Origin of the sequence: Nocardiopsis sp. NPDC007018, assembly GCF_040635075.1 — a bacterium.
GTDB lineage: Bacteria > Actinomycetota > Actinomycetes > Streptosporangiales > Streptosporangiaceae > Nocardiopsis.
In genome coordinates, this window is sequence record NZ_JBEYHA010000011.1 from 54,832 (window position 1) to 66,113 (window position 11,282).

Annotated in this window: 10 protein-coding genes; 6 read left to right on the forward strand and 4 right to left on the reverse strand. The window is 73.4% G+C overall.

Annotated elements, in window-relative coordinates; all coding sequences use genetic code 11:
- Positions 1–4 precede the first annotated feature (4 nt).
- The 3 genes from ABZ635_RS08550 to ABZ635_RS08560 all read right to left on the reverse strand — a co-directional run bounded on the left by ABZ635_RS08550 (position 5) and on the right by ABZ635_RS08560 (position 4,728).
- Entirely contained in the window at positions 5–2,908 is a 2,904-nt protein-coding gene (locus ABZ635_RS08550) for a protein kinase (RefSeq protein WP_357760983.1), read from the reverse strand.
- Positions 2,909–3,004: 96 nt separating this feature from the next.
- Positions 3,005–3,607: a response regulator transcription factor gene (locus ABZ635_RS08555; RefSeq protein WP_357760985.1), complete on the reverse strand. Its 603-nt coding sequence runs from the start codon at positions 3,605–3,607 to the stop codon at positions 3,005–3,007.
- Positions 3,604–4,728 carry a histidine kinase gene (locus ABZ635_RS08560; protein ID WP_357760988.1) on the reverse strand — a complete coding sequence of 375 codons (1,125 nt, stop codon included), beginning with the start codon at positions 4,726–4,728 and terminating at the stop codon, positions 3,604–3,606. The genes ABZ635_RS08555 and ABZ635_RS08560 overlap by 4 nt, the downstream gene beginning before the upstream one ends.
- 162 nt (positions 4,729–4,890) lie before the next feature.
- Here ABZ635_RS08560 and ABZ635_RS08565 point away from each other — a divergent pair, with 162 nt between their 5' ends.
- The 3 genes from ABZ635_RS08565 to ABZ635_RS08575 all read left to right on the forward strand — a co-directional run bounded on the left by ABZ635_RS08565 (position 4,891) and on the right by ABZ635_RS08575 (position 7,340).
- A complete protein-coding gene (locus tag ABZ635_RS08565) occupies positions 4,891–5,784 on the forward strand; it encodes an ABC transporter ATP-binding protein (RefSeq protein ID WP_357760990.1) in 894 nt (297 codons plus the stop codon).
- Positions 5,785–5,841: 57 nt separating this feature from the next.
- Positions 5,842–6,561, forward strand: a complete 720-nt coding sequence (locus tag ABZ635_RS08570; RefSeq protein ID WP_357760993.1) for an ABC transporter permease — start codon at positions 5,842–5,844, stop codon at positions 6,559–6,561.
- Positions 6,562–6,626: 65 nt separating this feature from the next.
- Positions 6,627–7,340 (forward strand): type II CAAX endopeptidase family protein, encoded by a 714-nt coding sequence (locus ABZ635_RS08575; protein WP_357760996.1) that lies wholly within the window; start codon positions 6,627–6,629, stop codon positions 7,338–7,340.
- Positions 7,341–7,383: 43 nt separating this feature from the next.
- Here ABZ635_RS08575 and ABZ635_RS08580 read toward each other — a convergent pair whose 3' ends face one another.
- Positions 7,384–8,274 (reverse strand): SDR family NAD(P)-dependent oxidoreductase, encoded by an 891-nt coding sequence (locus ABZ635_RS08580; RefSeq protein WP_357760999.1) that lies wholly within the window; start codon positions 8,272–8,274, stop codon positions 7,384–7,386.
- 73 nt (positions 8,275–8,347) lie between these two features.
- Between ABZ635_RS08580 and ABZ635_RS08585 the strand changes: the two genes are divergently transcribed.
- The 3 genes from ABZ635_RS08585 (at position 8,348) to ABZ635_RS08595 (ending at position 11,193) form a co-directional block, all read left to right on the forward strand.
- Positions 8,348–8,746, forward strand: coding sequence for a helix-turn-helix domain-containing protein (locus ABZ635_RS08585; RefSeq protein WP_357761002.1), 399 nt, complete (start codon positions 8,348–8,350; stop codon positions 8,744–8,746).
- Between the two features lie 136 nt (positions 8,747–8,882).
- On the forward strand, positions 8,883–9,320 hold the full coding sequence (locus ABZ635_RS08590) for a ChaB family protein (protein ID WP_357761004.1): 438 nt from the start codon (positions 8,883–8,885) through the stop codon (positions 9,318–9,320).
- A gap of 64 nt (positions 9,321–9,384) precedes the next feature.
- Positions 9,385–11,193, forward strand: a complete 1,809-nt coding sequence (locus tag ABZ635_RS08595; RefSeq protein ID WP_357761007.1) for a thiamine pyrophosphate-requiring protein — start codon at positions 9,385–9,387, stop codon at positions 11,191–11,193.
- Positions 11,194–11,282: the final 89 nt, after the last annotated feature.

The window sequence follows — 11,282 nt, forward strand, 5'->3', positions numbered from 1 at the left end:
CTCCTCAGGCGTCGTCGGTCACGGTGGGGAGCTCGTACTCCATGGCGACGCTCAGGTCGCCGTCCAGCAGCCGCAGCGGATGGGGCCGCTCGTTCCCCAGGAGGTAGGGGGCCACCAGCACGTCCCCTCCGGTGGGCGCCGCGCGGACGGCCCTGTACTGCTCGGAGGAGGACCAGCGCTCGTTCACGGGAGTGCCGTCACGGTCCCACACCTGGATGTAGCCCTGCTGCTGGCCGACATGGCCCGCCGCGACGATGGTGTCGCCGTCCTCGCCGAAGGACAGCGAGGTGATCCAGGGCTCGGACTCCGGGGAGGCCGGGTCTCCGTCGAAGGGCACCGTGAAGCTCTCGGGAGCCCGGTCGGAGCGGGGGTCCACCAGCAGGAGCTGCTCGTAGGACGCGGCCGCCACGAGTCCGTCCGAGACCGCCATGGGGCCCGAGACGCTGGTCGACCACTCACGCAGTTCGGGAACGCCCGGCACGGGCTCGCCGGTTCCGGCGTCCCACACCGCGATCCCGGTGGTCAGGGCCGCGATCAGCAGGGTGCCGTCCGGGGTGGTGCCCAGGGCCGACACGGTTCCCTTGAGCCCCTCCCCGTTCTCCGGGATGTCGACGGCGTACACCTCCTCGCCGCTGCGCGTGTCGTAGGCGATCACCTCCTCGCGCTCGCGGCCGGACACCAGGCCCGGGCCCGCGTACAGGTTCCCGCCACCGGGGGAGAGCGCCAGGGGTTCCCCGCCGCCGAACCCCTCGGCCAGGGTCACCTCGTACTCCTCGTCGTCGTCGAGGTCCCAGACGAAGACGGTGGAACGGGTCGGGCTCCCGCGCTGCACCGCCACCGACGAACCCGTGGGGTCGGACACCAGCTCCGAGCGGCCCAGCCTGCGGGGGTCGGACTCGTCGTCCAGCCGTCTGATCGGGGCGCTCTCGTCCGTCTCGTAGAGGTGCACGCCCGCGTTGGTGAGGATGGCGAACCGGTCCCCGTCGAGGAAGGTGACGTCCTCGATCTCCGCCGGTTCCTCCTCAGGGGCGGCCTCCTGTGTCGGAGCGGCGTCTCGGGGTGCGGACGGCGTCGTGGCCTCGGCCCGCTCCTCGTCCGCGGCGTCGCGCGAGTCGATGGCCAGAACGAGCCCCACCACCAGCACCAGAGCCGTGACGGCGGTGCCCCCGAGGACCTTCCCGGACGCCGGGTCGGGGGCGTCGACGTCGCGACGGGCCGCCGGGGCGGCGGGACCCGCGGGCGACCCGGGCGCCGGTCGTGCGGCGTCCCGGGTGGACGGCACGGGCGCGGACGCGGCTCCGGACCTGCGGCGAGTGCCGGGTGTGCCTGCCGCGTCGGGTGTGGCTCCTGCTCCGGGTGCGCGTCCCGTGCCGGGCGCGTCTCCCGTGTCGGTGCTGCCCGCTCCGGGAGTTCCCTCGGCGGGGGGCTCCGCGTCCGGCACGGGGCGTTCGGTGCTCCCCACCCCGCGTGCCGCGCCGGTGGAGGGGAGCGCGGAGGAGGAACCCCCGGTCCGCGCCCAACTGGGCAGCTCGCTGAGGACCTGGTCCCCGTGCGCGTCGCCCCCGTTCGGTGCGTCGGGCGCCCCGTCTTCCCGGTCCGCTCCGGGGGCGCCGACGACACCGGCCGTCCCGGTGCCCTCGCCGTTCCCACCGGAGTCCTCGCCACCCGCGATCCCGGAACCGCCGGAGGCGGCCTCGGTCCCGACGGCCCCGCGGGACTCCCGCTCCCCGGGGGCCCCGTGCCCCGTCGCGACCTCTCGCGCGTCGTCGGTCCCGGGCGGCTCCGTAGTCGGCGCAGCGTCTCCCGCACCGGCGGTTCCGGGGGAGTCCGTGTCGTCCGTGGACCGGCCCGCCCGGGTGGTCCCGAGGGCGCCAGCGCTCCCGATGGGCCCGTCCGCTCCGGCGTCCTCGTCCTCGTTTCCAGCGGCCTCCGGTGCCCCGGGCGCCTCCCGGGAACCACCCTCCGCCAGCGACTCCTCGGTGCCCGAGACGTCCGGGGCGACCGCCTGCGCACGGGTGTAGGCCACCGTCCCCATCACCCGGGTGGCGATCGCGGTGGGCAGCCAGGCGGTGGGGTCGTCCGCACCGGCCTCGGGCAGCGCGGTGCCCGACAGCTCGGCCAGTACCTCGGCCAACGCGGGCCGGTCGGCCGGAGCCTTGGCCAGGCAGGCGTCCACGAGCGGCGCCAGCCCCTCCGGCAGCCCGTCCAGGTCCGGCTCCTCGTTGACGACCCGGTACAGCAGCGCGGCGGGGTCGCCGGTGCCGAAGGGCTGCCGACCGGTCCCCGCGAAGAGCAGCACACCACCGAAGGCGAACAGGTCGCTGCCCGGCCCCAGGTGGGCTCCGGTCGCCTGCTCGGGCGACATGTACGCGGGGGTCCCCAGCGTCTGTCCGGTCCTGGTCAGCGCGGTGGCGTCGGTGGCCCGGGCGATCCCGAAATCGATCACCTGGGGTCCGCGCGGGGACAGCAGCACGTTCGAGGGCTTCAGATCCCGGTGGATCAACCCCACCGAGTGGATGGCGTCCAGCGCACGCGCCAGCCCTGCCGCCAGGGCCCGCAGCGAGTCCTCGGGGAAGGGGCCGCCGTCGCGTACCGCGTGGTGCAGGGAGGGACCGGACACGTACTCGGTGGCCAGCCACGGGCGCGGGCCCTCGGTGTCGGCGTCCAGCACCCTCGCGGTGTAGGGGCCGCGCACCCGGCGGGCGAGCTCCACCTCCCCGGCGAACCGGGCCCGGAACTCGGCGTCCTCCGCGTACTCGGCGCGGACCGCCTTCACCGCTGCCAGGTCGTCCCCGTCGCCGTCGGCCGCGACCGCGAGGAACACCACGCCCATACCTCCGGCGCCGACCCGCCGCAGCAGGCGGTACGGACCGAGACGTCGGGGGTCCTCTGGACGCAGGGGGTGCATGGGGCCGTTTCCGAGGGCGGGTGGATTCGCACGGGATCTTACCGGAATCGGGCCGTACGGGGACCCGGTACCCCGGGGCGCCCGCGCCCCGTCCGGTCACAGCCAGTCGTGCTCCCGGGCGTAGCGCGCCGCCTCGTGCCTGGTCCGGGTCTGGGTCTTGCGCATCGCGTTCGACAGGTAGTTGCGCACCGTGCCCTCGGCCAGGTGCAGTCGGGCCGCGGTCTCCACTGCGGAGTAGCCGTCGCTGGTGGCCCGCAGCACGTCGACCTCCCGTTCGGTGAGCGGGCAGTCGTCGATCACCGCCAGCGCGGACACGTCCGGGTCCACCCACCTGCGGCCCTCGTGCAGGGCGCCGATGACGGTCGTGATGTGCGCGGGCTCCGCGGACTTGCTCACGAAGCCCTGCACGCCCAGCCGGAGCGCCCGGCGCAGCACACCGGGGCGGGCGTGCCGGGTCAGCATCAGGATCACCTGGTCGGGCAGCTCCCCGCGGATGCGCGCCACGGCGCCGAGACCGTCCACACCCGGCATCTCCAGGTCGATGACGAGCACGTCGGGGCGGTGCTCCAGGGTCGCCGCCACAGCGGACTCCCCGTCGTGCGCCTCGGCCAGTACGGTGACCTCCCCCTCCATGGGCAACAGGGCCGCCAGGGCCTTGCGCAACAGGGCCTCGTCGTCGGCGAGCACCACACTGGTCATCGGTCGTCCCTCCGTCCGGGGAACGCGGCGGCGGTCACGAAGCGCCCGTCCCCCCGTTCCACTGTCAGTGTGCCGCCGTCGCGCTCCACCCGGACACGCAGGGCGGCCAGACCTCCCAGCGCGGGCGGCTCCTCGCCGTCCGCGCCGTCGTTGACGATGGTGATGCCGGTACCGGTGAGCGTGACCCGTACGTGCTCGGCCCGGGCGTGCCGCAGGATGTTGGTGGTCGTCTCCCTCAGCACCTGGCCGAGCGTCTCCGCCACCCGACTGTCCGGTTCGTCCCCGTCCGCGTGCTCGACGCGGACCGTGATCCCGGCCGCCTCGAACAGGTTCCGGGCGTTCTCCAGCTCCGCCGAGAGGTTGAGCCGCCGCTGCGCGTGCGCCAGCTCCTTGGTCTCGGCGATGGTCTCGCCCACCAGGGAGTACACCTCGTCGAGCTCCCGCTCCACCTGGTCGGCGTCCGAGTGCACCAGCTTGCGGGCCAACGCCACCTTCAGCTTCACCACGTGCAGCGTGTGGCCCTGGATGTCGTGCAGGTCCCCGGCGAATCGCACCCGCTCCCTGGCCACGGCCAACTCGGCCTCGCGCTCACCCGCCCGCTCCAGTTCCGAGACGAACCCGGCCACCAGGTGGTTGAGGGTCGCGAAGACCACGCCCACCACGGCCACGCTCACCGCGCCCACGACGTACTCCTTCAGGGCGTCGCCCAGACCGCCGGGCGCGGTGAGCACCTTCAGGGTGACGACGCCGACCACGAGGGCGACCAGGGACCAGGCCACCGGCCGCCGGTACCGGTCCGGCAGCCGCAGGACCACGACGGTGCCCACGACGGACACTCCGAAGGAGGCCGACGCGCTGTCCAGCACCAGGACCCCGACGACCAGCGCGGTCGAGCTGACGGCCAGGCACGTGAGCGCCACGGCCCAGAAGACCCGACCGGTCCACTCGCGGATCGAGACCAGGGCCGCCGCCAGAGCCAGCCCCAACACCAGGGTCTGTGCGAGGTTCTGGGCGTTGATCGAGATGAGCAGCGCGCCGACCGCCGAGATCGAACCGAACACGATGCCCAGGTTGAGCACGCGCAACTGCCCCTGCGTCACCTCGGCGGGCTCTGACGGCATACGGACCCCTTCGGGGAGGACGGCGCGGACCGTCCCAGTATCGGCGCGGGTCCCGGCCGCGCACCAGTGACACCACGTCACCTCCGGACCGGGCGGATGTCACGGCCAGGTGGTGACGCGGCCGCACTGCCGCCGAACCGCCCACGCCGCTGGAATGGGGGCATGACCTCAACAACAGCGACACCCGTCATCGACGTCCGGGGCCTGAACGTGCGGTACGGCGACTTCCACGCCGTTCGCGACCTGACCTTCCAGGTGGGCAGGGGAGAGTTGTACGCCCTGCTCGGCACGAACGGCGCGGGCAAGACCTCCACCCTGGAGACGGTCGAGGGCCACCGCGCCGCCACCTCGGGCAGCGTCCGGGTGTTCGGCCACGACCCGCGCGACCGCCGGGCCGTGCGCCCCCGCACCGGCGTCATGCTCCAGGAGAGCGGTTTCTCCCCGGACCTGACCGTGCGGGAGTCGGTGCGCCTCATCGGCGTCCTCTCCGGGCGTACCGACCGGGTCGAACGCCTCCTGGGCGTGGTCGGCCTCTCGGCGAAGGCCGGAACCCGCGTCTCGCAGCTCTCCGGGGGCGAGAAGCGGCGGCTGGACTTCGCCACCGCCGTGTACGGCGCTCCGGAACTCGTCTTCCTGGACGAGCCCACCACCGGCCTGGACATCCAGTCCCGCGACGACCTGTGGGACGCCGTGGACCGCCTGCGCGAGGACGGGTCGACCATCGTCCTCACCACGCACTACCTGGAGGAGGCGCAGCAGCGCGCCGACCGGATCGGGCTCATGCACCAGGGGGTGTTCCACCGGGAGGGGACCGTCTCCGAACTCACCCGGGCCCTGCCCGCCACGGTGCGGTTCACCCTGGAGGCCTCCGCCCCGGAGCCGCCGCCCAGCGCGGTACGGCAGGGCGACGGGTCCCTGCTCGTCGAGACGACCGCCCTCCAGAAGGACCTGCACGCGCTCCTGGACTGGGCCCGGGACCACGGCGTCGCCCTGGGCGACCTCCAGGCCGGGCCCACCCGGCTCGACGACGTGTTCCGCGCCATCGGCTCCAAGTAGCGTCCACCCCCGCTCCCGCCCCGGACTCGAACCATCCCACACGCGAAGGAACCCGCCATGCTCGCCATCGCTCGAAGTGAGCTGATCCAGATTCTCCGGAACAGGCTCGTCCTGGTCACCATGCTCGCGGTGCCCCTCGCGGGCAGCGCCCTCTACATGTACCTGCACGACCGGGCACCCGACCTGCTCGACCTCGGGGTCGTCGCCTCGGTACTCATGTTCCTCGTCGTGGTGATGGCCCTGTACACGACGGCCGTGACCACGCTCGCCTCCCGCCGCCAGAACCTCTTCCTCAAGCGGCTGCGCTCGACGGCCGTGGACGACGTACGCATCCTCACCGGGCTGCTGCTGCCGGTCACCGCCATCACCCTCGTCCAGGTCACGATGGTCCTGAGCGTGCTGTCGGTGGTCGCCGGGGCGCCCGCCGACCCCCTCCTGCTGGTGGCGGCGGTCCTCGTGACCGTCGCGATGATGCTCGGCCTGGCGCTGGCCACGGCCGGAGTGACCCACTCGCCCGAACACGCGCAGGTCACCACACTGCCCGTCATGCTCGGCGTGCTCGTGGTCTCCGGCTGGGTGGGGTTCACCGGCACCGAGGAACTCACGCTGGTCAAGCGCCTGCTGCCGGGCGGGTCGGCCGCCGAACTGGTGGTCGGCGCGTGGAACGGCGGGACGCCCCTCGGGGAGTCCCTGCTGCTCCTGGCGCCCAGCCTGGCGTGGGTCGTCGTCGCGGTCGCCCTCGCCGCCCGGATCTTCCGCTGGGAACCGCGCCGCTGACAAGCCGTCGCGGACGACACCGGTCCAGCACGTACGACATCGACACCGCAGCCGAGGAGACCGTCATGACCACCCCGCACACCGCCCCGGCCCCGGAAGCGGAACCGCTCCGCCCCGGGTGGCCCGAGGTCGTCCTCGGCCTGCTCGGCATGGCGATCAGCGTCGTCGTCCTCGTGTTCCTCGGCCCGGTCGGGCTGGACCCGGACCCGCTGGTGTACGGCCTGATCGTGTCCGCGTGGTCGGGGGTCGGGGGTCTCGTGGGGTTCGGCGTCGCGTACGCCGTGCGCCCGCGCTCCCTCGCGGCCTTCGGGGTCCGCCGCACCACCTGGCGCTGGATGCTCGCCGGTGCCGGATGGGGGCTGGTGGCGCTACTGGTGAAGGGACTGGTGGTCCTCGGCATCACCACGCTGACCGGCTACGACAGCGACCCCCAGGGCGTGTACCACGAGACGGCGGGCGGCGGCGCGGTCGCGCTCGCCCTCACCTTCCTGTTCCTGGCCGTGCTCACCCCCATCGGGGAGGAGCTGCTGTTCCGCGGTGTCGTCGCCAACGCGCTGCTCCGCTTCGGCCCCTGGGTCGGGGTCCTGGGCAGCTCGGCGATCTTCGCGGTCTTCCACGGGGTGAACGTCATCCTGCCCGCCGCCTTCGTGGTCGGGGTGGTCGCGGCCGAGGTGATGCGCCGCAGCGGATCGGTCTGGCCCGCCGTGGCCGTGCACTCGGTCAACAACCTGGCGCTGCCGACGCTGGTGCTGTTCACCGGCGCCGCCCTCCCCGCCTGACCCCGCCCCGCCCCTGTCGGTCCCCGGCCCCGGTCGACGGCGGTCAGCCCTCCCCGGGGACCCCGAGGTCGACCTCCCGAAGGAGTGCCCGCGTGACCTCGGCCAGCCGGTCCGCGTTCCCGGGGTCCAGCGTGGGCAGGTCGAGAGGGAGCGTCCGGCCCCGGTCGACGGCGGTCAGCGGCGCCCTCGGCGGGGCGTCGACGAAACCGTGGAGCGGTGCCACGGAGCGCTCCACCGGGCGGGCGGCGATCCGGGCCAGCACCCGGAGCAGCAACCGCGCCGGCGCGGAGAGGGGGCCGAGATCGCCGCTGCGGGTGAACCCGGGGTGGTAGAGGACGTACGGGACCGCCCCTCCGGTGCGGGCGGCGTGCGCCACCCCCAGCAGGTCGTTGGCGCGACCGGCCTGGAGCTGGGCCCGCACCGTGCTGTAGCGGCGTTCGAGCCGCAGGTCGTCCCAGTGGACCCGCCCCGCACGGGCACCCACCCCGGCGACGTTGACGATCACGGGTGAGGGGGAGCGCAGCAGCTGGGGGCCGAGCCCCTCCCCGAGTACGTGGCGGCTCAGGTAGTAGAGGGCGAAGGTGCGCTCCAGACCCTCCTCGGTCACGGTGCGCCGGGGGTGCTGGCGGTTGGCGCACAGGATGAGCGCGTCGACGGTGTCGTGGCCGGCGGCGATCCGCGCGACCGCCTCGCGCGTCCCGGAGACGGTGGACAGGTCGGCGCGCAGGAACTCCGTCCGGCCCGCCGCGCCCGCCTCCTCCGCCTCGTCGAGGAGCCGCCGCCCCTTCTGGGGGTCGCTGCCGAGGGCCACGACGGAGTCCCCCGCTCGCGCCCGGGCCAGGGCGAACGCGCGTCCCATGCCGTTCGTCCCACCGCTCACCACCACCACCACGCGTCGGCGGCCCCGCTCGTCGAATCCGTCCTTCACACCCATGCCCCTCCCGGCTACCTTCGGTTCGTGCCCCCATTCTCGGCAACCGCGCCCCACCTGGAAAGAAGGCATTCTGATGTCAGGTACGCACACGGATGTGCCCCTCGTCGTGGCGGCGCCCCTGCCCACGCCGGTCCCCGCCGACGAGCACGCGCGGTGCCCGGTGTCGGACGTGCTCCGCAGGGTCGGTGACAAGTGGACGGTCCTGGTCGTGGTGCTGCTCGGTCGGCGCGCGTACCGGTTCAACGAGCTCCACCGTGCGATCGAGGGCATCAGCCAGCGGATGCTGACCCGGACCCTGCACGGGTTGACGGAGGACGGGCTGGTGCACCGGAAGGTGTTCCCGACCGTGCCGCCGAGCGTCGAGTACAGCCTCACCCCGCTCGGCCGGACCCTGTTGGAACCGCTGTCGGCGCTGGCCGCCTGGGCGATGGAGCACCACGAGGAGATCGCCGCCTCGCGCCGTTCCACGTGACCCGCCCGTCCCGACCCCGGCCCCGGTCGATCCGGTCGCGGGGAGTTTGCGCTGGCCGTGACCGGCAAGGGGAGGTGAGAGGGCCGGTGGGACCACCGGCCCGCGCGGACACCCGAACCGACAGGAGATGGGAACGATGCCCGGAGTGAGCGAACTGCCGGACACCCTGCGCCGGTCGCCCAGGAAGGCCCAGCGCACCTGGATCAAGGCACACGACAGCGCGGTCGAGGAGTACGGGGAGGGAGAGCGCGCCCACAGGGTCGCCTTCGCCGCCGTCAAGCACAGCTTCGAGAAGGTCGGCGACCACTGGGAGCCCAAGGAGGGCAACGGGCGCGGCCCCTCCGACGCACAGGCGAGGAACCCGAGGTCCGGACGACGTCGCGGAGCCGATCGGCCCACCGCCGGGGGCGTCGACGCCGAGGCGACCAAGGCGCACCTCTACAAGAGGGCGCAGCAGCTCGACGTGCCGGGCCGGTCCTCCATGAACAAGGGCGAGCTGGTGGACGCCCTCCAGAAGGAGAGCGAGCGCCGCACGTCGGGGAGCGGGCGCTCCTCACGGAGCCGCTCCCGCTGAACCGCACGGCACCTGGCCCGGTGCTCGTTCGGTGCCGGGCTCCGCCCCCGACGAAGGAGGGGACATGGCCCAGAACGTCGCCGACCACCTGTTGCGCCGACTGTCGCAGTGGGGCGTCACCGAGATCTTCGGCTACCCCGGGGACAGCGTCAACGGCCTGGTGGCCCAGATGGCGAAGGTGGAGGACGGGCCGAGGTTCGTCCAGAGCCGCCACGAGGAGATGGCCGCCTTCGCCGCTGTGGGCTACGCCAAGTTCGGCGGTCGGCTCGGTGTGTGCATGGCCACTGGCGGGCCGGGGGCGGTGCACCTGCTCAACGGGCTCTACGACGCCAAGCTGGACCACGTCCCGGTGCTCGCGATCGTGGGCCAGGCCAGCCGCACCGCCATGGGCGGCTCCTACCAGCAGGAGATCGATCTGCACAGTCTGTTCAAGGACGTCTCGTCGGCCTTCCTGGAAACGGTCAACGTGCCACAGCAGCTGCCGAACGTCCTGGACCGCGCCGTGCGTTCGGCCCTCGCGGAACGCGCCCCGGCCACCGTGATCGTCCCCGCCGACGTGCAGGAACTCGACTACGCGCCGCCGGAGCACGCGTTCAAGCACGTCCCCTCCAGCGCACCCGACCGGGTGGTCGGCGGCGGGACGGTACTGCCACCCGAGACCGAACTGGACCGGGCGGCGCGGGTGATCGACGCGGGAGAGCGGGTGGCGATCCTGGTCGGTCAGGGGGCGCGCGGCGCCGCCGACGAGGTCCTGGCACTGGCCGACGCGACCGGCGCGGGGATCGCCAAGGCGCTCCTGGGCAAGGACGTGCTCCCCGACGACCTGCCACAGGTCACCGGGGCCATCGGGTTGCTCGGGACCCGGCCCTCCTGGGAGTTGATGCGCGACTGCGACACCCTGCTCATCGTGGGCTCCAACCTGCCCTACTCCCAGTTCCTGCCGCCGTTCGGCCGCAGGGCGGTGGAGATCGACGTCGACCCCCGGTTCATCGGGATGCGCTACCCCACCGAGGTCAACCTCGTGGGGGACGCGGCGAGCACGCTGCGCGCTCTCCTCGGACGGTTGGACCCGCCCGAGGATCTCCGCGAGGGGAGGGAGCGCTGGCGCGCCGACGTCGAGGAGAACGTACGTCGTTGGTGGGAGGTACTGGAGGCGCAGGCGGAGGTCGCCGCCGACCCGGTCAACCCGATGCGGGTCGTCAGCGAGCTCTCTCCGAGGCTGCCCGACGACGCCGTGGTGACCGTCGACTCGGGCTCGGCCACCAACTGGTACGCGCGGTTCCTGCGGATGGGGAAGCACAACCGCGGCTCGGTCTCGGGCACCCTGGCCACCATGGGGTGCGCGGTCCCGTACGCGGTGGGGGCCAAGTTCGCCGACCCCGGCCGCCCGGTGGTCGCCCTGGTGGGGGACGGGGCGATGCAGATGAACGGGCTCATGGAGTTGCTGACCGCCCGCCGTTACCAGCACCTGTGGGAGGACCCCGGGTTGGTGGTGTGCGTGTTGCACAACAACGACCTCAACCAGGTGACCTGGGAGCTGAGGGCGATGGGCGGCTCGCCGAGGACCCAATACTCGCAGGACCTCCCGAACATGTCGTACGCGGACTTCGCCACGTCGGTGGGGCTCACCGGGATCACGGTGGAGCGGCCCGAGGAGGTCGGTCCCGCCTGGGACCGCGCGCTCGCCGCTCGGGGGCCGGTCGTGCTGGACGTGCACTGTGACGCCGACGTCCCGCCGATCCCGCCCCAGGTCGAGTGGGGTCAGGTCACCGACACCCTCCGGGCGCTGCTCAGCGGCGATCCCGACGCGGCGGGCGTGGCCGCACGCGGTCTGGCCACCAAGGTCCAGGAGTTCCTGCCGCACGGTCGTTGACCCGTGGCGGCCGCCGACCCGCCGGGAGCACTCGGGAGCCGCGCGCCCGATCGACGGCCATCGGGGGCCCGACGATCGGGCGCGCTCCC

Excerpts from the sequence above, each read along its gene's own strand:
- ABZ635_RS08590 (WP_357761004.1), top strand. The coding sequence starts at position 8,883 with ATGCCCGGAGTGAGCGAACTGCCGGACACCCTGCGCCGGTCGCCCAGG.
- ABZ635_RS08595 (WP_357761007.1), top strand. The coding sequence starts at position 9,385 with ATGGCCCAGAACGTCGCCGACCACCTGTTGCGCCGACTGTCGCAGTGG.
- ABZ635_RS08560 (WP_357760988.1), bottom strand. The coding sequence starts at position 4,728 with ATGCCGTCAGAGCCCGCCGAGGTGACGCAGGGGCAGTTGCGCGTGCTC.
- ABZ635_RS08585 (WP_357761002.1), top strand. The coding sequence starts at position 8,348 with ATGTCAGGTACGCACACGGATGTGCCCCTCGTCGTGGCGGCGCCCCTG.
- ABZ635_RS08575 (WP_357760996.1), top strand. The coding sequence starts at position 6,627 with ATGACCACCCCGCACACCGCCCCGGCCCCGGAAGCGGAACCGCTCCGC.
- ABZ635_RS08555 (WP_357760985.1), bottom strand. The coding sequence starts at position 3,607 with ATGACCAGTGTGGTGCTCGCCGACGACGAGGCCCTGTTGCGCAAGGCC.
- ABZ635_RS08580 (WP_357760999.1), bottom strand. The coding sequence starts at position 8,274 with ATGGGTGTGAAGGACGGATTCGACGAGCGGGGCCGCCGACGCGTGGTG.
- ABZ635_RS08570 (WP_357760993.1), top strand. The coding sequence starts at position 5,842 with ATGCTCGCCATCGCTCGAAGTGAGCTGATCCAGATTCTCCGGAACAGG.
- ABZ635_RS08550 (WP_357760983.1), bottom strand. The coding sequence starts at position 2,908 with ATGCACCCCCTGCGTCCAGAGGACCCCCGACGTCTCGGTCCGTACCGC.
- ABZ635_RS08565 (WP_357760990.1), top strand. The coding sequence starts at position 4,891 with ATGACCTCAACAACAGCGACACCCGTCATCGACGTCCGGGGCCTGAAC.